A 21,855-nucleotide genomic window follows, 5' to 3' on the forward strand; every position below is an offset into this window, starting at 1 on the left:
GCCGGAACGGCGAAGATGACGGCGCAAAAACCTGGGCCCAATCACATAACCGTTTTCAAAACCCCGTTTTTCCAAGGCAAATTCCCTTCAATTTCCCTTTGGATTGATTTAAGGAACGCCGATACGTTGCGGGCCGGAGAGCTGGCGACCGCGATGATGTTCCTGTGAGGTTTGCATAACGATGCTCGATTCCCTGAGAAATGCTTCTCGAACCATGGCAGCCAAGCTGCTGCTTCTCCTGCTTGTTGTTTCTTTTGGCGTCTGGGGCGTCTCCGCATCGCTTGTCACCGCCAATTCGCATGCGGTCATGACCGTGGGCGACCAGACGGTCAGCCCCGAGGAATTCCGCCTCGCCTATCAGCGTCAGGTTTCCGATCTCAGCCGCCAGTTCGGCACGAGGCTGACGACCGAACAGGCCAAGGCCTTCGGCATCGACCGCCAGGTGTTCAGCCAGCTTGCGGCGGGCGCCTCCCTGGACGAACTGGCCTCGAAGATGAATCTCGGCCTTTCGGAAGACCGTCTCGCCAACCTCATCGCCGAAGACCCGGCCTTCCGCTCGGTCAACGGCCAGTTCGATCGTAATCTGTTCAGCGAGCGCCTGCGCAATTCCGGCTTCCGCGAGGACGACTACATCAAGGAACGCAGCAAGGTTGCAGTCAGAAGCCAGATCGTCGAAGCCGTTTCCGACGGTTTCACCGCGCCGCAGGTGCTCGTGGACGCGCTGAAACAATACCGCAACGAGCAGCGCTCGGTCGATTACGTCATCCTGTCCAACGCCGTCATTCCGCCGGTCAAGGCGCCGGGCGAAGACGTGCTTGCGCCCTGGTTCGAAACGAACAAGACGAAATATCGCGCGCCTGAATTCCGCAAGTTCACCTATGTGAAGCTGGAGCCATCAGACATTGCCGATCAGGCTTCGGTGACGGATGCGCAGATCGCCGATTATTACAACAGCCACAAGGACAGCTTCCGCACGGCCGGCCGCCGCACGGTGGAGCAGCTGACCTTCCCGGACAAGGAAATGGCCGAAGCCGCCGCCGAGCAGATCCGCCTCGGCAACACCACCTACGATCAGGTGGTGAAGGATCAGGGCAAGACGGCCTCCGACGTGACGCTTGGCGAATTCACCAGGGACACGATCCCCGATCAGTCGATTGCCGATGCGGCTTTCGCAATCCAGAAGGATGGCGGCGTATCTGCCGTCGTCGCGGGCTCTTTCGGCCCGGTCATCCTGCGCGTCACCGGCATCAAGCCGGAAACCACCCGCACGCTGGAAGAGGCGAAAGAGGATATCCGCAAGGACCTCGCCACCACGGCTGCCGCCGAAGAAGTCACCAATGTGCATGATCGTTACGAAGACCTGCGCGCCGGCGGTTCCTCGCTTGCCGATGCGGCAAAGCAGCTGAACCTCAAGCCCGTCACCATCGACGCCATCGATGCCGCCGGCCTTGATGAAAAGGGCGACGCCATTCAGGGCCTGCCCTCGCCGCAGCTCGCGCAGGAAGTCTTCAAGACCGAACCCGACACCGAAGCCCTGCCGATCAATCTCGGCCGCGAAGGTTATATCTGGTTCGATGTCGATCAGGTCATCCCCGCCCGCGACCGCACGCTTGCCGAAGTACGCGACGATGTCGTGGCCGACTGGACTGCGGAGCAGCAGCGCATGGCGCTTGCCGCCAAGGCCGACGAGCTGAAGGCACGCGTCGAAAAGGGCGAGACGCTTGCAGCTATCGCTGGCGAACTCAGCCTCGCCGTCGAGCAGAAATCCGGCCTGCGCCGCACCAGCGAGGATGCGATTTTCGGTCGGCAGACGATCACGGCGGTTTTCTCCGGCGCTGAAGGCATGACCGGCACTGCGGCCGACGCCGACGGCTCCAGCCGCATCCTCTTCAAGGTCACATCGGTCGACACCAATGCGCCTGCCGATGCGCTTGCCAATGACGACCAGCAATTCGCCGCCATCGCCCGCGCGGCCGGCGACGACATGCTCGACCAGATGGTCAACCGCCTGCAGAACGACTACGGTGTCACCATCAATCAGGCCCTCGCCGATCAGGCGATGGTCGGTTTCTAACCGGGGGCGGAAACGATGGCCGAACTGAAGCCGCTGATCGCCAAGGTCGCAAACGGGGAAAGCCTGAACCGTGAGGAATCGCGGGCCGCCTTCGACATTCTGATGTCGGGCGAGGCTACCCCGTCGCAGATCGGCGGTTTCCTGATGGCGCTGCGCGTGCGCGGCGAGACGGTGGACGAGATCGTCGGCGCCGTCTCCTCCATGCGCGCGCGCATGCTGCCGGTTTCGGCCCCCGCCAATGCCATCGACATCGTCGGAACCGGCGGTGACGGCATCGGCACCTATAATATCTCGACGCTCGCCTCGATCATCGTCGCCGGTACCGGCCTGCCGGTCGCCAAGCACGGCAACCGGGCGCTGAGTTCCAAATCCGGCACGGCGGATGCGCTCTCCGCGCTCGGCGTGAAACTCGATATCGGTCCTGATCTCATTGCCCGCTGCATCGGCGAGGCGGGCCTTGGTTTCATGTTCGCGCAGCTGCACCATTCCGCCATGCGCCATGTCGGCCCGAGCCGCGTCGAACTCGGCACACGAACGATCTTCAACCTGCTCGGCCCCCTCTCCAACCCGGCGGGCGCAAAGCGCCAATTGCTCGGCGTATTCTCACCGCGCTGGCTGGTGCCGCTTGCCGAAGTGCTGCGCGATCTCGGCTCGGAAAGCATCTGGGTCGTGCACGGCGACGGCATGGACGAAGTCACGACAACCGGCGTCACCCATGTGGCGGCGCTGGAAGATGGCAAGATCCGTACCTTCGATCTGACGCCGAAGGATTTCGGCGTCGAACCCGCCGCCATGGATGACCTGAAGGGCGGCGACGGCATTGCCAATGCGGCAGCGCTGCGCGAAGTTCTGTCCGGCAAGCGCAACGCCTATCGCGACGTATCGCTGTGCAACGCAGCCGCAGCGCTCGTCATTGCCGGCAAGACCGAAACGCTTGGCGAGGCGATGACGATCGTCAGCGAGGCGCTCGACAGCGGAGCCGCAGCGGCAGCCCTGGACCGTCTGGTCGCCGTCTCCAACGAAACAGACCTCGAGCAGGCCGACCATTAAAAGGAATGAGAGCGGGACCATGAGCGACATTCTCAAAAAGATCGAAATCTACAAGCGCGAGGAAATCGCCGCTGCCAAGGCGAAGATTTCGCTTGCCGATCTCAAGGCGATGGCCGCCGGCCAGACTGCACCGCGCGGTTTTTACAACGCGCTCAGGGCAAAGCAGGCTGAGGGTAAATTCGGGCTGATCGCCGAAATCAAGAAAGCCAGCCCCTCCAAGGGCCTGATCCGCCCGGATTTCGATCCGCCGGCGCTGGCTGCGGCTTACGAGGCCGGTGGCGCCGCCTGCCTTTCCGTGCTGACGGACACGCCGAGCTTTCAGGGCGCGCCGGAATTCCTGACCGCCGCCCGCAATGCGTGCGCGCTGCCGGCGCTGCGCAAGGATTTCATGTTCGACACCTACCAGGTGCACGAGGCCCGCGCCTGGGGCGCGGACTGCATCCTCCTCATCATGGCGTCGCTCTCCGACGATGAGGCGAAGCGGCTGGAAGACGAGGCTTTCGCGCTCGGCATGGACGTGCTGGTCGAGGTCCACGATGCCGAGGAAACCGAACGGGCGCTGAAGCTCTCCTCACCGCTTCTCGGCATCAACAACCGCAATCTGCGCACCTTCGAGGTCGGTCTCGAAACCAGTGAAAAGCTGGCTGGCCTCGTGCCGGCGGACAAGCTGCTGGTCGGCGAAAGCGGCATCTTCACCTATGAGGATTGCCAGCGCCTCGAAAAGAGCGGCATCAGCACCTTCCTCGTTGGCGAAAGCCTGATGCGCAAGGACGACGTGACGGCGGCCACCAAGGCCCTGCTGACCGGCGAGACCGGCGTTCTGGCTGCGGAATGATCGCCTGATGAGCGAGGCGGGCAAGCTCACCCATATAGACGCCGCAGGCGAAGCCCATATGGTCGATGTCGGCGACAAGGCGGAAACCGTGCGTATCGCCGTCGCCGAAGGTTTCGTGCGGATGAAACCGGAAACGCTGACCCTCATCCGCGATGGCAACGCCAAGAAAGGCGACGTCATCGGCACCGCCCGGCTGGCGGGCATCATGGCCGCCAAGCAGACGGCCAGCCTCATTCCGCTCTGCCACCCGCTAATGCTGACCAAGGTGGCGGTGGACATCACCGAGGACCCTTCCCTGCCCGGCCTGCGGGTCGAGGCCATGGTGAAACTATCAGGCAAGACCGGCGTGGAGATGGAGGCGCTGACCGCCGTATCCATCGCCTGCCTGACGATCTACGACATGGCGAAAGCCGCCGACAAGGCGATGGAGATCGTCAATATCCGCCTTCTCGAAAAGAGCGGCGGCAAATCCGGCGATTTCCGGCGACAGGAGATTTGAATGAAGCCGCTGCTGCCCGTGGATGAGGCCATAACGCGCCTTCTGAAGGCGGCGGTTCCGGTGGCGGACGAAGAGACCCTGCCGCTCGCCGAATGCGACGGCCGCGTGCTTGTAGCCGACCTTGCGGCACGTCTGACCCAGCCGCCCTTCAACGCCTCGGCCATGGATGGCTATGCGCTGCGCAGCGCCGATGCGCCCGCAATCGGCTCTGTCCTCACCGTCATCGGCCAGGCCGCCGCCGGCCACGCCTTTTCCGGGACAGTGGGGCAAGGCGAGGCCGTGCGCATCTTCACCGGCGCGCCGGTTCCGGCAGGTGCGGACACCATTCTCATTCAGGAAGACGCCGAACTTCTCGGCGACGGCAAAATCCGCACCGCCTTCGAAGTCACCGCCAGGCGACACATCCGCCCGCGCGGACAGGATTTCGCCGAGGGTGAAACCGTACTGAAATCCGGCCGTGAACTCGGTTTTACCGATCTCACCGTCGCAGCCGCGATGAACCACGCCACGCTTGCCGTCTATCGCAAGCCGCTCGTCGCGATCCTTGCCACCGGCGACGAACTGTTGCCGCCCGGAAGCACGCCCCTGCCCGCCCAGATCATCGCCTCGAACACCTTCGGTATCGCCGCCCTTGCGCGGGCAGCAGGTGCCGACGTTCTCGACCTCGGCATCATCGCCGACGATGACGCCTTGATCCGCGCCGCCATCGGCAGGGCCGTCGCGGCAAAGGCGGATGTGCTGGTAACGCTCGGCGGTGCGTCGATCGGCGACCACGATCTCGTGCAGGCGGCGTTGAAGGCCGAAGGCATGCAGCTCGATTTCTGGCGCATTGCCATGCGTCCGGGAAAACCGCTGATGGTCGGCGTCATCGACACCATGCAGGTTCTGGGTCTGCCCGGAAATCCGGTCGCGAGCCTCGTCTGCGGCCTGCTGTTCCTCGAGCCGCTGCTCCGCCGAATCGCCCGTCGCGCCCCCGTGCAACGGACTGCCACCGCCCGCACCGCGACGCCGCTGAAAGCGAACGACCACCGGCAGGACTATCTGCGCGCCCGTTTCCACACCGACGAGAACGGCGTTCTGGTGGCGGAGGCCTATACCAAACAGGATTCGTCGATGATGAAACTGCTGGCCCATTCCGACGGGTTGATCGTGCGACAGCCGCATGCGCCGGCGGTGGAGGCAGGAGCGGAATGCCCGGTGATAAGGCTAAGAGCCTGAGGCGCAAGCGTTGCGACGGCGAGCGAAACAACGCATTGTTTCAAAAGCTTGCCGGGTTTCCACCACAAGTAGTCGCAGAAATGAGACAGGCCGCATCCGGCCGCGTTGAGACGCCCCAATAAAACTGTAACGTTGCTGTATCGGGACTTGCGCGAAGAAATTCGTTGCCTATACACGGCGTTTTTGCCAAATGAAAAACGCCCCGCCCCGCCAATTTCCCAACTATCGCCATACGTTGTTGTATCAAAATAAATCACCCGAATCTCGTTATCGGGATTGACAGAATAAATGCGATACTGGCACCAAGACGAACAGTAGAGACCAAAAAAACACGGAACTCCCTGAAACTGAGAATTACTTATAATTATCAATTAAATAAGATAAATATCACCAAAATTGAAAAATCCCGTGATAAAAATTAGTTTTTCATAAATTAAGCTTTCCAAAACGGGCCATGTAATAATAATCATAGTCGATAAGCAGACTCACTGGAGTTTCTTGATGAATACGGCATCCACGCCCAAAACCACGGGGCCCGACATTGCCGGGCAGATTGCCTACGCCATGCGGACCATGGGTGTTTCGCCGATCCCGCGCAATTACAGCCTGTTTTACGAAGCCTATATCGGCTCGAACCCGGCTTTGACGAAGGATCTGGCCGCGCTCGGAAGTCGGGTCACGCAGGAGGATCTGGACGAACTATCCACGCGTCACGGCGAAGGCAATCCCACGGGGTCGATCGACGACGCGCACGAGAAGCTGCGGCGTGAACTGGAAGCCCTGCTCGGAACGCTGAGGCGCGAGCAATCCTCCATCGAGAACTACAACCGAATTCTCGGAGAAACGCGCCAGCGCATCGACGACAAGACTGTTTCGAGCGCCAATATTCTGAGGAATGCGGTTTCATTGCTGGCAGAGGCTACGGGTTCGAAGATCATCGATGGCGAAAAGGCGTTCAACGACGTCAACCGCCACGCCGAGGAAATGCATCAGGTACGCCTGGAGCTGGATGAATACAAACGCATCGCCAATACCGACTCGCTGACGCGCCTCTCCAACCGGCGCGCTTTCGACGACAGGCTGGCTTCCGTCTATGACAGCTCCATCGGCCTGCAATATACGACGCTCGTCCTGCTCGATATCGATCATTTCAAGCGGATCAACGACACGTTCGGCCATCCGGTCGGCGACAAGATACTGGCCACCGTCGCCTCCGTCATCCGCGCCAATGTCCGCAAGGACGGTTTCGTCGCCAGAAGCGGCGGCGAGGAATTCGCCATCATTCTTGATGGCAACACGCCGGAAGAGGTCATGGTGATTTGCGAGCGCATTCGCCTGTCGCTGGAAAGCACGCCGTTCCGCAATTCGAGGTCGGGCGCCGACTACGGCACGGTGACGATCTCGATCGGTTTTGCCTCCGCCTCGCAGGCCAACAATCCGGGCGAACTCTATGGCCACGCCGATATGGCGCTCTACCACGCCAAGGAAACCGGCAGGAACCGCTCCGTCTTTTACGAGGACGGCATGCAGAAGAACTATGTCGGCAAGAACTGGCTGATTTATCGCACGTGAGAAGGACGACAAGCTCGAGAATATCTCTGCCGTCATGCCGGACCTGATCCGGCATCCAGCCACGGCGCGTCTGCGCCGTGAGAAGAGCCTTACGCGATCAAGGACTTGATCGCACTGGACCCCGAACTAGATCCGGGGTGACGGTGTGTGAGGATGCTGCGTCTGCCAAGCACGCAGGTGCTGCGACGCGTTCCCGGTAGCCTGATCGCGGTCTGGACGCAAGCCGAAGCACATCCCCTTCACCACATGGTCTTCGCCGCCCGCACGGCCCATTCCCGATCATAGGTTTCCTGATCGAACTCGGTCTTTGCGGCTTTGAGCAAGCTGCCGGGCGTGGGCAGCGACGAGGGATCGACGAAATTGTCGGAGTTCCACAGTTCCGAGCGCATCAGAGCCCTGGCGCACTGGAAATAGACCTCGTCTATCTCGACCACGATGACGGTGCGCGGATGTTTGCCGTCCATTTCGAAGCTTTGCAGGAGATCGGGAGCGACCGAAACGTTTGCCCGGCCGTTGACGCGCATCGTCGTATTCGAGCCGGGGATGAGGAACATCAGCGCCACACGCGGATCGCGCACGATGTTCAAAAGCGAATCGACGCGGTTGTTGCCGCGCCAGTCCGGCAGCAGCAGGGTCCTGTCGTCGGCCACCCGCACCACGCCGCCCTTGTCGCCGCGCGGCGAACAGTCCATGCCTTCAGGCCCGACCGTCGCCAGCGCCAGAAACGGCGACGCCTCGATCATGCGCCTGTATTCGGCCGTGAGCGTGGCTGTCACCTTGGCCATCGATGCTTCGCTGGTGCCATCGTAAATGGCCTTCAATTCCTCGACCGTGCGAATGATCGTCATGTCCGCTCCAATTCCTTGAATTCGATGTAGCGCCGAAAACGCGGAGTTTTACTCCTCCGCCGTTTCCGCCTTTTCCCGCTCCGCCCGTTCGCGCGCGGTGCGCGCGGCGACGAGGTCGGCGGGCTGTGCATTGCCCCGGATCAGCGAACGGCCGGCATAGATGCCGCCGACCACTTCCATCGCGAAACGTTCCTCGTCGCGGTCGCGGAATTCCTCCACCAGACGGGCGGCGTCTTCCCGCTCCTCGCCCATGGCGCCAAGCACTTCCTCGCTGAAATTCATCGCCGATTCCAGCGTCTCGCGGATCTGGTAATCCACGCCAGCCTTCAGAAGATCGAGTGCGTGGCCACGGTCATAGGCACGGGCAAGAACGGGAACCAGCGGAAACTCATGCTTTACGATTTCCGCGATCCGGATGGCCGCTTCCTTGTCGTCGACGCAGATCAGCACCGCACGCGCGGTGCTGGCACCGGCGGCATGCAGGATTTCCGCGCGCGAGCCATCGCCATAATAGACCTTGAAGCCGAATTCCGCCGCATCGCGCACGAAATCGGCATCCTTGTCGATCAGCGACAGCGTGTAGCCGCGCGCCAGAAGCGGCTGGCTGACGATCTGGCCGAAACGCCCGAAGCCGATCAGCAAAATGCTGCCTTCGACATTTTCCGGCACATCGAGATCATCGGTATTGGGAACCGCCACCGGCACCAGCCGGTCGTGCAGGATGACCATCAGCGGCGTCAGCACCATGGAGATGATGATGGTCGCGGTCAGGATGGCATTGGCTTCGCGATCGAGAATGCCGGCGCTGACGGCGGCCGAATAGAGTACGAAGGCGAATTCGCCGCCCTGCGCCATCAGCACCGCCCGTTCCAGACTTTCGCGCCGCGTGGTGCCGAGCGCCCGTGCCACGCCATAGATCAGGAAAGCCTTGAGCAGCATGTAGCCCGCGACGCTGACGACAACGAGCTGCCAGTTCGAGCCGATGACGGCAAGGTCGATCGCCATGCCGACGCCAAGGAAGAACAGGCCGAGCAGAATGCCGCGAAACGGCTCGATATCCGCCTCAAGCTGATGGCGGAACGACGATTCGGACAAAAGCACACCGGCGAGAAACGCGCCCATGGCCATGGAAAGACCGCTGACCTGCATCAACAGCGCCGAGCCGAGCACCACGAGCAGGGCGGCGGCCGTCATTACCTCACGTGCGCCGGAGGCCGCCAGCAGGCGGAAGAAGGGGTTGAGAAGATACCGCCCAGCCAGAATGAGCGCGCCGACGGCGGCAAGCGCGATGCCGATGGAGACCCACCGCTCCGAAGCTGTCACATGTTCACCGCCGGCACCGAGGAAGGCGACGAGCGCCAGAAGCGGCACGATGGCCAGATCTTCGAACAGCAGGATGGCGATGATGCGCTGGCCCTTGAGGCTGGACATGCTGTTGCGTTCCTGCAGCATCTGCATGACGATCGCCGTCGAGGTCAGCACGAAGCCGGTGCCGGCGACGAAGGACATGATGACGGGAAAGCCGAGACCGACCCCCACCATCGTCAGACCCGCCATGCAGACCAGCACCTGCAGCGCGCCGAGCCCGAAAATATCCTTGCGCATGGACCACAGCCGCGACGGCTGCATTTCAAGGCCGATGATGAACAGGAACATCACCACGCCCAGTTCGGCGATATGGAGAATGGCCTGCGAGTCGGAGAAGAAACCGAAGCCGTAAGGCCCGATCACCAGGCCGGCGGCCAGATAACCCAGCACCGAACCGAGGCCGATGCGCTTGAAAATCGGCGCAGCCACAACGCCCGCCGCCAAAAGCACGACCACCTGGGCCAGATCATTTCCGTTCGCTTCGACAGCCACACGCCACCCCGTTGAATTGATAGGACGAGGAAGTTCCCCTCACCTGTTTCTAGCGGGATAGCGGTTCCCTGCTCAAGCCCTTTTCCGCGAGCTGCCGTTCATAATCGGCAAACAGTGCGTCGCCGGTCTCACCCAGTTCCTTCAGGTATCTCCAGGTAAAAATACCGCTGTCGTGACCGTCGTCGAAAACGATACGCACAGCATAATTGCCGGTCGCCGTCATGGCGCGGATAGCGACGTTGCGTTTACCGGGAACGGTGATCTTTTGGCCGGGCCCGTGGCCCTGCACTTCCGCCGAAGGCGAAAGCACGCGCAGCATCTCGGCTGCGAGCCGATAAACGCTTCCATCATCGAAGGAAACGGTCAGTTCCCGCCGGTCTTTCGACACAAGTAGTTCAGTCGGCCAGGCATCACTCATTTTTCACTTCCGCAAGCTCGTCATATGCGTCAGAATTACGGACTTGCCTCGCGATAGGCAAGCCACTACATCACCTGGAAAGCACATGCTTGGCTTGTTTGCCCGGCGCATCGCGCAGTGAGGACGGAGACGTGAACAGTTTCCCCGGATCGCTCGAAAGAGCGCAGTCCCTGACGGAGAGCAGCGCACCGATGGTGGACCCCTTCGGCCGGTCCATCACCTATCTGCGCGTTTCCGTGACAGACCGCTGCGATTTCCGCTGTACCTACTGCATGTCCGAACACATGACGTTCCTGCCGAAGAAGGACCTTCTGACGCTGGAGGAACTCGACCGGCTCTGTTCCGTCTTCATTCAAAGGGGCGTGCGCAAGCTGAGGCTGACCGGCGGCGAGCCGCTGGTGCGCAAGAACATCATGATGCTGGTGAGGAACCTCGGCCGCCATATTGGCACCGGCGCGCTGGATGAGCTGACGCTGACCACCAACGGTTCGCAGCTTGCGAAATTCGCCGCCGAACTCGCCGATTGCGGCGTCAAACGCATCAATGTCTCGCTCGATACGCTGGACCCGCAGAAATTCCGCGAAATCACCCGCTGGGGCGATATCGACCGTGTGATGGAAGGGCTGGACGCCGCGCAAGCCGCTGGCATCAAGGTCAAGCTCAATGCCGTTGCGCTGAAGGACTTCAACGAGACCGAAATCCCTGAAATCATGCGTTTCGCCCATGGTCGCGGCATGGACCTGACGGTGATTGAGACCATGCCGATGGGCGAGATCGAGGAAGACCGCACCGACCGCTACCTGCCGCTTTCGAAACTGCGCGCCGATCTGGAACAAAGCTTCACGCTCATCGACAGCGACTACCAGACCGGCGGTCCCGCCCGTTACGTGACGGTGAAGGAAACCGGAGGCAGGCTCGGTTTCATCACACCGATGACCCATAATTTCTGCGAAAGCTGCAACCGCGTCCGCCTCACCTGCACCGGCACGCTCTACATGTGCCTCGGTCAGGACGATGCGGCCGATCTGCGCACCGCGCTGCGCGCCTCCGATGACGACGCCTATCTTTCCAGCGCCATAGACGAGGCCCTTCTGCGCAAGCCGAAAGGCCATGATTTCATCATCGACCGCACCCACAAGCGCCCCGCCGTCGCCCGCCATATGAGCGTGACCGGCGGCTGAGCTTTTTTCTCCCGTTCCCCACACATATAAACGGTTGAAATGCCGGCTTGGCCGTGCCACGTCTCTTGGCATGGAGGAATGCGCAGTCTGGCCCCGAAATCATCGCCCGCAGGCGACGGAGCAAAGCCGCGCATGGTCTGGGATCGTATGGAATGGCATTGACGGACAATACGCGCGGCGCCCTGCTGATGGCGCTCGCCATGGCAAGCTTCACGGCCAACGACGCCCTGACGAAATCCGTCACCCCCTATATCAATACCGGCCAGATCATGTTCGTGCGCGGCATCATGACAGTGGTGCTGGTCTATATCGCCGCCCGGCATTTCGGCGCATTGCGGCCGCTGAAAACCCTCATGCGGCCCATCATCATCCTGCGCTGTCTGTGCGAAGTCACGGCCGCCGTGCTTTATCTGACGGCGCTCGGCCTCATCGAATTTTCCAATGCATCGGCCATATTGCAGTCCCTGCCGCTGATCGTGACACTGGGTGCCGCGCTGTTCCTGCGCGAACCCGTCGGCTGGCGGCGCTGGGCGGCGATCATCGTCGGTTTCATCGGCGTGCTCGTCATCATCCGGCCCGGTCCTGAGGGTTTCACGTCAGGCGCGCTTTTGGTCGTCGCCTCGCTTGCGGTCACGGCGGCGCGCGATCTTCTGACCCGCAAGATGTATGCGGATGTCCCCTCGCTTGCCGTCACCGTCATCACCGCCTCCGTCAACATGGCGGTGGGCGGCCTGCTGATCCAGCCTTTCGGCGGCTGGCAGCCGATGAACTTCACGATCCTGTCGCATCTGGCCGCTTCGGCCGTTCTGGTGCTGATCGGCTATCAGGCGATTATTCTGGCGATGCGAACCGGCGAAATCTCCTTCGTCGCACCGTTCCGTTACACCAGCCTGCTCTGGGGCTTCATGATCGGCGTGTTCTTCTTCAACGAAAGGATCGACAGCTTCACGATCGTCGGCGCCGTGATCGTCATCGGTTCGGGCCTCTATACCTTCTACCGCGAAAGCCTGCGCAAGCGCTCGCAGATGGCCCAGCGCTCCGCCGCGACGCCGACCGCCGCAACCACGGTGCGGCCAGCTTCCGTGACGAAAGCTGCCGCAACGGAAGAAGCGGGAGAATGACATGAAAAGCGCCCGTTTTCTGGACAAGACCACCCCACCCCACATCATTACACTGGTCGTCATCGCGGGCGTCTCGGCCCTTTGCATGAACCTGTTCCTGCCCTCGCTCACCGCCATGGCGCTGTATTTCGAGACCGATTACGCCGTCATGCAATTTGCCGTGTCCGGCTATCTTGCCGCCACCGCCTGCCTGCAACTCCTCATCGGCCCGTTGTCCGATCTGTTCGGACGCCGGCCCGTCATGCTCGCCAGCATCGCGCTGATGATCGTCGCCACGCTCGTCTGCATGCTGGCGCCTGATATCACCGTCTTCATGATCGGCCGTGTGGCGCAGGCGGCCATCGTCTCCGGTTTCGTGCTGGCGCGCGCCATCGTGCGTGACATGGTGCCGATGGAACAGGCCGCCTCGATGATAGGTTATGTGACCATGGGCATGTCAGTCGTGCCGATGGTCGGTCCCACGATCGGCGGGTTGCTCAACGATATTTCCGGCTGGCAATCGAGCTTTGCGCTTCTCACTCTTCTCGGCGTCGGCATTCTGGCGCTCGCCTGGTTCGATCTCGGCGAGACCAACCACAACAGGTCGGGAAGTTTTTCGCAGCAGTTCCACGCCTGGCCCGAGCTTCTGCGCTCGCCGCTCTTCTGGGGATATGCGCTGACCTCGACCTTCTCGTCGGGCATGTTCTTTTCGTTTCTCGGCGGCGCACCCTTCGTCGGCAGCGTGCTTTACGGCCTTGCACCCGCCATGCTCGGTCTGCAATTCTTCTTCATGGCCAGCGGCTACATGCTCGGCAACTTCGTGTCCGGCCGTTATGCCAGCCAGATCGGCATCACCCGCATGATGCTGTCGGGCAATGTCATCGCCGTCACCGGCATCCTGACGGCGATCCTGCTGCTCTCCATCGGGGCGGAAAGCGCCTATGCGTTTTTCGCACCGCTTGCCCTCATCGGCGTCGGAAACGGCGTTACCCTGCCAAGCGCCAATGCCGGTATGGTCAGCGTCCAGCCGCATCTGGCAGGCTCCGCCTCCGGCCTTGGCGGCGCGATGACCATAGGCGGCGGTGCTGCACTTTCCGTGCTCGCCTCCTCGGTCCTATCAAGAGAAGACGGAACATGGCCGCTTCTTCTGGTGATGCTGGCGACCGGCCTTGTCGCCCTCCTCACCACCTATATCGTAAGGCTGCAGGAAAAGCGGCAATGACGGCCCGTTCTAAAATACCCGGTCTGGTGCTGGCGGGCGGCCTGTCGCGACGCATGGGCACCAACAAGGCGATGGTGATGCTGGGCGACGAGCCGCTGCTTTCCCATGTCGTCCGCCGTATCGCGCCACAGGTGTCGGATGTCACCATCAATGCCGCCAATGGCTGGGCCGAAAGCTTCGGTCTGCCATTGCTGCCCGACACAGTGAACGGCCATGCCGGGCCGCTGGCCGGCGTTCTCTCCGGCATGCGCCATTTCCAGGGCCGTAAAGCCGGAGGAAGCCATTTCCTGACGGTGCCCGCCGACAGCCCGTTTTTCCCCGACGATCTCGTGGCGCGGCTTTGCGAACACATAGCTGACGATGCGATCGTCATCGCCGCCTCCAGCGGTCAGCTTCACCCCGTTTTCGCGCTATGGCCGGTGGCGCTCGCCGAGGATCTGGAGGATTGGCTGAAGAACGATGCAAATAGGCGTATCCGCGCCTATCTCGCCCGGCACGTCACGATCGGCATTGCCTTCCCGCCGCTGGAAACGGCAAAAGGCAGCCTCGATCCGTTCTTCAACATCAACACGCCGGATGAACTGGCGCTGGCACGACGCTATCTGGAGAGCATGGAACCATGACGGAGCAAAAGGTCTTCGGCATCGCCGGCTGGAAAAACTCGGGCAAGACCGGCCTTGCTGTGCGCATCGTCACCGAACTCACCGCGCGCGGCTACCGCGTCTCCACCATCAAGCACGCCCATCATGATTTCGATATCGACAAGGTCGGGGCCGATAGCTGGCGTCACCGCCAGGCGGGCGCGCATGAGGTCACCATCGTTTCCGGCACCCGTTTCGCCATCATGCATGAATTGCGCGGCGAGCCGGAACCGTCCTTCGCTGAAATCCTCTCCCGCCTCGCCCCCTGCGATCTGGTGCTGATCGAGGGTTACAAATACGAGCCGGTGCCGAAGATAGAGGCGCGCCGGCTGGAAGCGGCGAAAACCGAACCGCTTGCTCCCACCGACCCACACATCATCGCAATCGCTGCCGATCACGCGGTGACGGACACCGCCCTTACCGTCTTCGATCTCGACGACACCGCCACCATTGCCGATTTCATCGAGAAGACGGTCGGGCTGGTGCGGGCGTAGAGAAGGCATGGCGGATCGGGGCGGCTTTGCCGCTTAGGCTACATCCCCACGTCCGTCATGCCGGCCTTGAGCCGGTATCCAGCCAGCCCAAGTTCTTGGGCTGAAAGACTCTCTCCGCCGCGCAGACACGCGTCAACTGGATGCCGGATCAAGTCCGGCATGACGGAGGAAGAAATGCCTGCGACGCCTGTGGCATCGATTTCCAAACCTCGCGTTCCTTTCCCCCAAAATGAAAAAGCCGGGCGTTCGGCCCGGCTTCATCATTCCTTGAGACGCAATACCTATTCAAGGAAACCGGATGGGTTCACCGGCGTCGCATCCTTGCGAACTTCGAAGTGAACCTGAGGACGTTTGGCGCTGCCGGTCATGCCCGATGTGGCGATGGTCTGGCCGCGCTGAACTTTCTGGCCGCGCTGCACGTCGAGATTGGCGGCGTTGCCGTAAACGGTAACCTTGCCGTCGTCGTGGCGAACGAGCACCGTGTTGCCGAGCTGCTTCAGGCCGTTGCCCGCATAGATGACCACACCGTTTTCGGCGGCCTTGATCGGCGTGCCTTCCGGGACGGAGATGTTGATGCCATCGTTGCGGCTGCCTTCGACATTATCGCCGAAATTGTTGATGACCGCACCGCGAACCGGCCAGCGATATTTGCCGATGCCGGTGGATTCCGGAGCGATCGAGGCCATATCGGACTTCTTCTCGATGTCGCCGACGCTTGCCGTGGCAGCGGGAGCGGCAGGTATGGTCGCAGCGGCGGACGGAGCCTTGTAGGGTTCCGGCTTGGCGGATGCGGTTTCGACTGCCTTCGTCGCTTCCTTGGCGGGTACGGAGGCCGTCTTGATGGCGTCGGTCGAAGCACCGGGCATGGCGAGTGTCTGGCCGACACGGATGCTTTCGCTGGAAATGCCGTTCGCGGCCTTGAGCGCTGCAACCGACACGCCGTTTTCACGGGCGATCTTTGCCAGGCTGTCGCCCGGCTGAACCTTGTAGCCGCCGCTCGGCGGCAGAGGCTTGCCGCCGGGAGGCGTAAGCTTGCCGTTTTCGGCGGAAACCTTGTCGCGGGCCGCCGTCTGCGTGGGCAATACGGCCACATTCTGCTCGGGACCGCGCAGCGGGGTCGGCTTGTCGCCGTTGCGGTTGAGCGCAATGTCGCTGGCCGCAGCCTTGGCGGCGTTGCGGGCCTGACCGAACTTCGGAATGAGGATAGACTGGCCAGCCTGCGCGGAAGCTGCGGTCTTCAGACCATTGACCCGCAGCAGTTCCTTTTCAGGAACACCGTAGCGGTTGGAAATCGTGGCGATGCTTTCACCCGGACGCAGCGTCACAGAAGAAGCGCCATCCGTATGCCAGCCATTCTTGTCGGAACGGACGGTTGCAGTGGTGAGATTGTCGGTGGGAGCGGCGGCCTGCTGTGCGGGCGCTGCGAGAGACGGCGCGGCCTGTCGCTGCGCGGAAGGGAAAGGCTGGGCCATGGCGTCGTTGCGCGTCGCCGGATCGCGGCTTGCCACCGCCGTCGGGGCCGACAGCTCGGAGCGCTGGACCGGAGAGGCCGAAGCGGAGCGCGCCGTGGAAGGCTGCACACCGCCGCCGTAACCGCCGGAGGACGGGTAGGAATTGGCCATGCCGGAATTTGCGGCCATGTTCTGGTTGGCGTAACCGCCCTGCGGTGCCGCAGAGGCGTAGCCGCCGTTCATGTCGCCTTGCGGAACCGGGGCCTGCCCATAAGCACCGCCGCCCTGACGGGCTGGAATTGACGCCGTGGTCATCTTATCCGGTCCACTGGAAAAGAGGCCGCTGAACCGCGTTGCATCCGAGCTACAGCCCGTTGCGACGCTTGCCAGCAATGCCGCTGCGAACATTTTTGCGACTGATTTTCCGATTTTAGACGAATGTCTCATACGCATGACTCGATCTACACTGACGCCAACCCGCCGCATCGAGGTCGATCCGGCACAAATTTCACTTCTTGCAAGGTCCATTTCCCGATCCCGGGAATACCATGCGTCGATGTTTATGATTAAAGCGCGTTAGTGTTACCACGCCGTTAAAACGTTAAGCCGCTCGGCGCTTTTTTGACACTTCGATAACCATGACGAAAACCGGATGCGTCATGTTGAGACAATATTACGATGGAAAATCAGTTGGTTGTGATAATTTAGAATATTCTAAGACGAAAATTAATCGCCCTGGAAATTTTCATTTTGTCACAAATGCCGGGCAATATGGCTGCCAAGCGGCAGATAAGGCGCTTCGAACAGCTCTTCCTTCTCGAAGCGGCTGCCGGTCTTGGAAAAGCGGGTCATCACACAGCGGTCGCCTTCAAGGATGATCGGTGCGATCATCATGCCGCCGGAGACGATCTGCTCGGCGAAAAAGCGGGGCATGGTGGTGAAGGCGGCGGTGGAGACAATGCGGTCGAAGGTGCCCTCACCCACCAGACCGTTGCTGCCATCCGCCTGGCGGATGACGACATTGCGGATGGAAAGATCGTCCAGACAGTTCTGCGCCTGCTGCACCAGCGTCTTGTAACGCTCAAGCGAAAAGACACGCTCCACCCGGCGCGCCATGATCGCCGTCATGAACCCGCTGCCGGTACCGATTTCCAGCACACGCTGGCCCGGCTTCAATTGCAGGCGGGAGAGGATTTTCACCGCCATGTCGGCGCCTTCCATGAAGGCGCCGCAGTCGATCGGGATCGTCCGGCTGGAATAGGCGTCGCTGGCAAATTGCGGCGGCACGAATTTGGAACGCGGCGTCTGCTCGACCGCCGTCAAAAGGTCGAGGTCGGAAATCCCCTCGCCCCGCAAGCGGAGAACGAGAGCTGCAAAACCTTCCTTTTCGACCATGGCAGATTTCAATCGGCGACTCCGAATCCAAGCGCTTCCGCAACCCGATCCTTGACCGTGTAGTCCGTCAGGTCAAGCTTTAGCGGCGTGACCGAAATCTTGCCGTGCTTCAAAGCGTGGATATCCGTGCCCTCACGGAAGGTGCCGAGGCGTTCGCCGAAGCGCAGCCAGTAATAGGGAATACCGCGGCCATCCTTGCGTTCTTCCACCGTCAGGCCGAAATCGAGCTTGCCCTGCCCGGTGACAGATACGCCCTGCACATCATCAGGTGCGCAATTGGGGAAATTGAGATTGAGGAAAGTGCCATCGGGCAGATCCACATTCATCAGCTTGCGCAAAAGATCCGGCGCATGCGTCTCGGCCACCTCCCACGGCACGGCGCGGCCTTCGCCATGGCTGAACGCCTGGCTGAGCGCAAAGGAGCGAACCCCTTGCAGCGTGCCTTCGATGGCGCCGGCAATCGTGCCCGAATAGGTCACGTCATCCGCCATATTGGCGCCGGCATTGACGCCTGACAGCACCAGATCGGGCTTTTCCGGCAGAACCTCGCGAATGCCCATGATGACGCAGTCGGTCGGCGTGCCGCGCAACGCGAAATGCTTGTCGGAAACCTTGCGCAGCCGCAGCGGCTCGGAAAGCGTCAGAGAATGGGCAAGCCCGCTCTGGTCGGTCTCCGGCGCGACGATCCAGACATCGTCGGACAGCGTGCGGGCGATACGCTCCAGCACCGCCAGACCTTCGGCGTGAATACCGTCGTCATTGGTCAGCAAAATCCGCATGTTTCTCTCCCGCTATTCTTTCATTCAAATGCGGGCATGCCCGCCGCCGCCGTTAGATCAGGCAGCTTTTTCAATCCGCTTCAGCCCGCCCATATAGGGCAGCAACACCTCGGGAATTGTGACGGAACCATCGTCGTTGAGGTAATTTTCGAGAACCGCGATCAGGCAGCGGCCGACAGCCGTGCCGGAACCGTTCAGCGTGTGCACGAACTTCGTCGCCTTGTCGTCCTTGCCGCGATAGCGCGCGTTCATGCGCCGCGCCTGGAAATCGCCGCAGACCGAGCAGGACGAGATTTCGCGATAGGTGTTCTGTCCCGGCAGCCACACCTCCAGATCGTAGGTCCTGCGGGCGCCGAAACCCATATCGCCGGTGCACAGCGTCATGGTACGGAAATGCAGGCCAAGACGCTTCAACACTTCCTCGGCGCAGGCCGTCATGCGCTCGTGCTCGGCAACGGCGCTTTCCGCATCGGTGATGGAGACAAGCTCGCATTTCCAGAACTGGTGCTGGCGCAGCATGCCGCGCGTATCGCGGCCGGCAGAACCCGCTTCCGAACGGAACGAGGGGGTGAGCGCAGTAAAGCGCAGCGGCAATTTCTCCTGGTCGAGAATTTCGCCTGCCACGAGGTTGGTCAGCGTCACTTCCGCCGTCGGGATCAGCCAGCGGCCATCGGTGGTCTTGAACAGATCCTCGGAAAACTTCGGCAACTGGCCGGTACCGAACATCGCCTCATCACGCACCATCAGCGGCGAGGAGACTTCCGTATAGCCGTGTTCGCTGGTGTGCAGGTCGATCATGAACTGGCCGAGCGCCCGCTCCAGACGCGCCAGCTGGCTGGTCAGCACGGTAAAACGCGAGCCGGAAAGCTTGGCCGCGCGCTCGAAATCCATGTAGCCGAGCGCCTCGCCGATCTCGAAATGCTCCTTGGCCGCATGGTTCCAGCCGGGCTTCTGGCCGACCACGCGGGCGACCACATTGTCGTGTTCGTCCTTACCGTCAGGCACGTCGTCGAACGGCATGTTCGGCAGGCGCGACAGGGCGTCGTTAAGCTCGGCGGTGACCTTGCGGTCTTCCTCCTCGGCGCGCGGCATGTTTTCCTTGATGTCGGCGACTTCGGCTTTGAGTTTTTCCGCAAGCTCCATGTTCTTCTGGGCCATGGCTGCGCCGATGTCCTTGGAGGCGGCGTTACGGCGCGACTGCATGTCCTGCAGGGACTGGATGACGGAACGGCGCTTTTCATCGAGAGCGATCAGGCCGCTGGCGGCAGGCTCGACGCCGCGCCGGGCAAGCGCCGCATCAAAGGCTTCGGGGTTTTCGCGTATCCATTTAATGTCGTGCATCGTCGTTCCAGACCGTTGTTGGTCGCTCGCGTTTTATCAGCAAAACGCCGGGCGAAAGGCCCGGCGCGAGGAATTTGATGAGCGGGAAGACCGTGGCGAACCGTCAGGTCTCTTCCAGCTCCGTGCTTTTGGATTCCGCAGCACGTTTCCTCTCCACGAGTCGAGCCATGTAGATGGAAATCTCGTAGAGAATGATCGCGGGCAGCGCAAGACCGATCTGGGACATGGGGTCCGGCGGCGTCAGCACGGCCGCGACCACGAAGGCCATGACGATGGCGAACTTGCGCTTTTCCCGCAGCCAGTCGCTGGTCAGAAGCCCGACACGCGCCAGAAGCGTGGTGACGACGGGCAGCTGGAACACCAGGCCGAAGGACAGAACCAGCGTCATGATGAGGCTGAGATATTCCGACACCTTCGGCATCAGCGAAATCGCCACCTCGCCGTCTTCCGGCAATTGCTGCATGGCAAGGAAGAACCACATGACCATGGGCGTGAAGAAGAAATAGACAAGCGCCGCACCGACGAGGAAGAGGATCGGCGAAGCGATCAGGAACGGCAGGAAGGCGGCGCGTTCATTCTTGTAGAGGCCGGGCGCCACGAATTTATAGAGCTGCGAGGCAATCACCGGAAAGGAGAGCACCATCGCGCCGAACATGGCGACCTTGATCTGCGTGAAGAAGAATTCCTGCGGCGCGGTATAGATCAGCGACGATTTCGTAACATCGAGCCCCGCCCAGAGTACCGCCCATTTATAGGGGATGACGAGCAGGTTGAAGAGATGCTTGGCAACGGCGAAACAGCCGATGAAGGCGACGAAGAACGCGCCGAGCGCCCAGATCAGCCGCGTGCGCAACTCCATGAGATGCTCGATAAGCGGCTGCGGCTTATCTTCGGTTTCCCCGCTCATGCTTCATCCTTTTTGGGCTTCACGGCCTTTATTCTTGCCGTTTTGACCGGTTTGGCATCGGCCACCACCTTCTCCGCCGCCGCTTTCTTGACGGTAGCCTTTTTGGCGACCGCCTTCACGGTAGGCTTCAAAACAGCGGCTTCTTCAGGCGCTGCGGCAACCTTGCTGCGGGTGGTGCGTTTCGGCTTGGCGGCAACCGCTTCGGCTTCAACCGTCGCAACCGATTTCGCGCGCGCGCGCTTCGGCTTTTCTTCAGCAGCAGCAATCGGCGCGGATGCAGCAGGTGTGGAAACCACGGCAGGCGGCACGTCCGGAAGCTGCATCTCCGGCTCCGGCACGTTGACAAGTGGTGCCACCGGCTCGCTGGTCGCCGGCGCCGCCGTCGCTTTCTGGAGATCGGACTTGATCTCGTTGCCGAGCTGGCGAAGCGGGTTCATCGCATCGCGCAGGGAATTGGTGGGGTTGAGATTTCGGACGTCCGAGATCGTCTGCCGCACATCGTCCATATCGGCCTCTTTCAAGGCCTCATCGAACTGGGTGCGGAAGTCCCCCGCCATCTTGCGGAGGCCGGCCATCGTCTTGCCGAAGGCGCGGATCATGGGCGGCAAATCCTTTGGTCCGACGACCACGATCAATACGACCGCAATCACCAGAAGCTCGCTCCAGCCGATATCTAACATCAATATGCTCCCGAGAGCCTAGCGCCAGTCTCACAACAGGCAGCAAACACGCCGCTTACTTGGTCTCGTCAGCCTTGTGGTCGACTGTCTTGGCATTGGCATCCGCCGCCGGTGGAGGCGTCGCATCTTCGTCCGACATGCCCTTCTTGAAGCTCTTGATACCCTTGGCGACATCGCCCATCAGTTCCGGGATCTTGCCGCGTCCAAAGAGAACGAGAACGATCACCAGCACGATCAGCCAATGCCACACACTAAAAGAACCCATAACTCAAACTCCTGAATTTCGCTTT

At 61.4% G+C, this 21,855-nt stretch carries 22 protein-coding genes; 12 read left to right on the plus strand and 10 right to left on the minus strand.

The features are described from left to right. Nucleotides 1-15 precede the first annotated feature (15 nt). From QSK43_RS03735 to QSK43_RS03765, 7 genes are all read left to right on the plus strand, one after another. Nucleotides 16-168, plus strand: a complete 153-nt coding sequence (locus tag QSK43_RS03735) for a hypothetical protein (protein ID WP_332302362.1) — start codon at nucleotides 16-18, stop codon at nucleotides 166-168. 13 nt (nucleotides 169-181) lie between these two features. Then, a complete protein-coding gene (locus QSK43_RS03740) occupies nucleotides 182-2,074 on the plus strand; it encodes a peptidyl-prolyl cis-trans isomerase (RefSeq protein WP_332302363.1) in 1,893 nt (630 codons plus the stop codon). A gap of 15 nt (nucleotides 2,075-2,089) precedes the next feature. Beyond that, nucleotides 2,090-3,124 (plus strand): anthranilate phosphoribosyltransferase, encoded by a 1,035-nt coding sequence (gene trpD, locus QSK43_RS03745; RefSeq protein ID WP_332302364.1) that lies wholly within the window; start codon nucleotides 2,090-2,092, stop codon nucleotides 3,122-3,124. 19 nt (nucleotides 3,125-3,143) lie between these two features. Continuing rightward, on the plus strand, nucleotides 3,144-3,959 hold the full coding sequence (gene trpC / locus QSK43_RS03750; protein WP_332302365.1) for an indole-3-glycerol phosphate synthase TrpC: 816 nt from the start codon (nucleotides 3,144-3,146) through the stop codon (nucleotides 3,957-3,959). Between the two features lie 7 nt (nucleotides 3,960-3,966). Next, a complete protein-coding gene (moaC, locus tag QSK43_RS03755; RefSeq protein ID WP_045022482.1) occupies nucleotides 3,967-4,458 on the plus strand; it encodes a cyclic pyranopterin monophosphate synthase MoaC in 492 nt (163 codons plus the stop codon). Beyond that, nucleotides 4,459-5,676: a molybdopterin molybdotransferase MoeA gene (locus tag QSK43_RS03760; RefSeq protein WP_332302366.1), complete on the plus strand. Its 1,218-nt coding sequence runs from the start codon at nucleotides 4,459-4,461 to the stop codon at nucleotides 5,674-5,676. A 501-nt stretch (nucleotides 5,677-6,177) separates the two neighbouring features. Then, entirely contained in the window at nucleotides 6,178-7,248 is a 1,071-nt protein-coding gene (locus tag QSK43_RS03765) for a GGDEF domain-containing protein (protein ID WP_045022487.1), read from the plus strand. Between the two features lie 239 nt (nucleotides 7,249-7,487). Here QSK43_RS03765 and QSK43_RS03770 read toward each other — a convergent pair whose 3' ends face one another. The 3 genes from QSK43_RS03770 to QSK43_RS03780 are packed head-to-tail and all read right to left on the minus strand — an operon-like array spanning nucleotide 7,488 to nucleotide 10,374. Beyond that, a complete protein-coding gene (locus QSK43_RS03770) occupies nucleotides 7,488-8,096 on the minus strand; it encodes a pyridoxamine 5'-phosphate oxidase family protein (protein ID WP_332302367.1) in 609 nt (202 codons plus the stop codon). Between the two features lie 48 nt (nucleotides 8,097-8,144). After that, complete coding sequence (locus QSK43_RS03775; RefSeq protein WP_332302368.1) at nucleotides 8,145-9,956, minus strand: monovalent cation:proton antiporter-2 (CPA2) family protein; 1,812 nt, start codon at nucleotides 9,954-9,956, stop codon at nucleotides 8,145-8,147. A 49-nt stretch (nucleotides 9,957-10,005) separates the two neighbouring features. Next, the gene (locus tag QSK43_RS03780; RefSeq protein ID WP_045022493.1) at nucleotides 10,006-10,374 is read right to left on the minus strand and encodes a gamma-butyrobetaine hydroxylase-like domain-containing protein; all 369 of its coding nucleotides are present in this window, start codon (nucleotides 10,372-10,374) and stop codon (nucleotides 10,006-10,008) included. A gap of 131 nt (nucleotides 10,375-10,505) precedes the next feature. On the opposite strand from QSK43_RS03780, the gene moaA reads away from it, so the two are divergent. The 5 genes from moaA to mobB all read left to right on the plus strand — a co-directional run bounded on the left by moaA (nucleotide 10,506) and on the right by mobB (nucleotide 15,012). Next, a complete protein-coding gene (gene moaA / locus QSK43_RS03785) occupies nucleotides 10,506-11,555 on the plus strand; it encodes a GTP 3',8-cyclase MoaA (RefSeq protein WP_332302369.1) in 1,050 nt (349 codons plus the stop codon). A 152-nt stretch (nucleotides 11,556-11,707) separates the two neighbouring features. After that, nucleotides 11,708-12,676 carry a DMT family transporter gene (locus QSK43_RS03790; RefSeq protein ID WP_332302370.1) on the plus strand — a complete coding sequence of 323 codons (969 nt, stop codon included), beginning with the start codon at nucleotides 11,708-11,710 and terminating at the stop codon, nucleotides 12,674-12,676. Between the two features lies 1 nt (nucleotide 12,677). Continuing rightward, entirely contained in the window at nucleotides 12,678-13,877 is a 1,200-nt protein-coding gene (locus QSK43_RS03795) for a multidrug effflux MFS transporter (protein WP_332302371.1), read from the plus strand. Continuing rightward, nucleotides 13,874-14,500, plus strand: coding sequence for a molybdenum cofactor guanylyltransferase MobA (mobA, locus tag QSK43_RS03800; protein WP_332302372.1), 627 nt, complete (start codon nucleotides 13,874-13,876; stop codon nucleotides 14,498-14,500). The genes QSK43_RS03795 and mobA overlap by 4 nt, the downstream gene beginning before the upstream one ends. Further along, complete coding sequence (mobB, locus tag QSK43_RS03805) at nucleotides 14,497-15,012, plus strand: molybdopterin-guanine dinucleotide biosynthesis protein B (protein WP_045022499.1); 516 nt, start codon at nucleotides 14,497-14,499, stop codon at nucleotides 15,010-15,012. Before mobA ends, mobB begins: the two co-directional genes overlap by 4 nt. 281 nt (nucleotides 15,013-15,293) lie before the next feature. Here the strand turns inward: mobB and QSK43_RS03810 are convergent, their stop codons facing one another. From QSK43_RS03810 to QSK43_RS03840, 7 genes are all read right to left on the minus strand, one after another. Continuing rightward, nucleotides 15,294-16,871 (minus strand): LysM peptidoglycan-binding domain-containing M23 family metallopeptidase, encoded by a 1,578-nt coding sequence (locus QSK43_RS03810; protein ID WP_332302373.1) that lies wholly within the window; start codon nucleotides 16,869-16,871, stop codon nucleotides 15,294-15,296. A gap of 345 nt (nucleotides 16,872-17,216) precedes the next feature. Then, nucleotides 17,217-17,870, minus strand: a complete 654-nt coding sequence (locus QSK43_RS03815; RefSeq protein WP_332302374.1) for a protein-L-isoaspartate(D-aspartate) O-methyltransferase — start codon at nucleotides 17,868-17,870, stop codon at nucleotides 17,217-17,219. Further along, the gene (gene surE / locus QSK43_RS03820; RefSeq protein WP_332302375.1) at nucleotides 17,867-18,637 is read right to left on the minus strand and encodes a 5'/3'-nucleotidase SurE; all 771 of its coding nucleotides are present in this window, start codon (nucleotides 18,635-18,637) and stop codon (nucleotides 17,867-17,869) included. The genes QSK43_RS03815 and surE overlap by 4 nt, the downstream gene beginning before the upstream one ends. A gap of 57 nt (nucleotides 18,638-18,694) precedes the next feature. Next, complete coding sequence (gene serS / locus QSK43_RS03825; protein ID WP_332302376.1) at nucleotides 18,695-19,978, minus strand: serine--tRNA ligase; 1,284 nt, start codon at nucleotides 19,976-19,978, stop codon at nucleotides 18,695-18,697. Nucleotides 19,979-20,081: 103 nt separating this feature from the next. Further along, nucleotides 20,082-20,885, minus strand: coding sequence for a twin-arginine translocase subunit TatC (gene tatC, locus QSK43_RS03830; RefSeq protein WP_045022528.1), 804 nt, complete (start codon nucleotides 20,883-20,885; stop codon nucleotides 20,082-20,084). Continuing rightward, nucleotides 20,882-21,565: a Sec-independent protein translocase protein TatB gene (gene tatB, locus QSK43_RS03835; protein WP_332302377.1), complete on the minus strand. Its 684-nt coding sequence runs from the start codon at nucleotides 21,563-21,565 to the stop codon at nucleotides 20,882-20,884. Before tatB ends, tatC begins: the two co-directional genes overlap by 4 nt. A gap of 55 nt (nucleotides 21,566-21,620) precedes the next feature. Then, nucleotides 21,621-21,830: a twin-arginine translocase TatA/TatE family subunit gene (locus QSK43_RS03840; protein WP_045022533.1), complete on the minus strand. Its 210-nt coding sequence runs from the start codon at nucleotides 21,828-21,830 to the stop codon at nucleotides 21,621-21,623. Between the last annotated feature and the right edge of the window lie 25 nt (nucleotides 21,831-21,855).

The organism is Rhizobium sp. GR12, assembly GCF_036596185.1.
GTDB lineage: Bacteria > Pseudomonadota > Alphaproteobacteria > Rhizobiales > Rhizobiaceae > Agrobacterium > Agrobacterium nepotum.

Coding starts and splice junctions, on each gene's coding strand:
- QSK43_RS03735 (WP_332302362.1), top strand. CDS start 16: ATGACGGCGCAAAAACCTGGGCCCAATCACATAACCGTTTTCAAAACC.
- QSK43_RS03740 (WP_332302363.1), top strand. CDS start 182: ATGCTCGATTCCCTGAGAAATGCTTCTCGAACCATGGCAGCCAAGCTG.
- trpD (WP_332302364.1), top strand. CDS start 2,090: ATGGCCGAACTGAAGCCGCTGATCGCCAAGGTCGCAAACGGGGAAAGC.
- trpC (WP_332302365.1), top strand. CDS start 3,144: ATGAGCGACATTCTCAAAAAGATCGAAATCTACAAGCGCGAGGAAATC.
- moaC (WP_045022482.1), top strand. CDS start 3,967: ATGAGCGAGGCGGGCAAGCTCACCCATATAGACGCCGCAGGCGAAGCC.
- QSK43_RS03760 (WP_332302366.1), top strand. CDS start 4,459: ATGAAGCCGCTGCTGCCCGTGGATGAGGCCATAACGCGCCTTCTGAAG.
- QSK43_RS03765 (WP_045022487.1), top strand. CDS start 6,178: ATGAATACGGCATCCACGCCCAAAACCACGGGGCCCGACATTGCCGGG.
- QSK43_RS03770 (WP_332302367.1), bottom strand. CDS start 8,096: ATGACGATCATTCGCACGGTCGAGGAATTGAAGGCCATTTACGATGGC.
- QSK43_RS03780 (WP_045022493.1), bottom strand. CDS start 10,374: ATGAGTGATGCCTGGCCGACTGAACTACTTGTGTCGAAAGACCGGCGG.
- QSK43_RS03790 (WP_332302370.1), top strand. CDS start 11,708: ATGGCATTGACGGACAATACGCGCGGCGCCCTGCTGATGGCGCTCGCC.
- QSK43_RS03795 (WP_332302371.1), top strand. CDS start 12,678: ATGAAAAGCGCCCGTTTTCTGGACAAGACCACCCCACCCCACATCATT.
- mobA (WP_332302372.1), top strand. CDS start 13,874: ATGACGGCCCGTTCTAAAATACCCGGTCTGGTGCTGGCGGGCGGCCTG.
- mobB (WP_045022499.1), top strand. CDS start 14,497: ATGACGGAGCAAAAGGTCTTCGGCATCGCCGGCTGGAAAAACTCGGGC.
- QSK43_RS03810 (WP_332302373.1), bottom strand. CDS start 16,871: ATGTTCGCAGCGGCATTGCTGGCAAGCGTCGCAACGGGCTGTAGCTCG.
- surE (WP_332302375.1), bottom strand. CDS start 18,637: ATGCGGATTTTGCTGACCAATGACGACGGTATTCACGCCGAAGGTCTG.
- serS (WP_332302376.1), bottom strand. CDS start 19,978: ATGCACGACATTAAATGGATACGCGAAAACCCCGAAGCCTTTGATGCG.
- tatC (WP_045022528.1), bottom strand. CDS start 20,885: ATGAGCGGGGAAACCGAAGATAAGCCGCAGCCGCTTATCGAGCATCTC.
- tatB (WP_332302377.1), bottom strand. CDS start 21,565: ATGTTAGATATCGGCTGGAGCGAGCTTCTGGTGATTGCGGTCGTATTG.
- QSK43_RS03840 (WP_045022533.1), bottom strand. CDS start 21,830: ATGGGTTCTTTTAGTGTGTGGCATTGGCTGATCGTGCTGGTGATCGTT.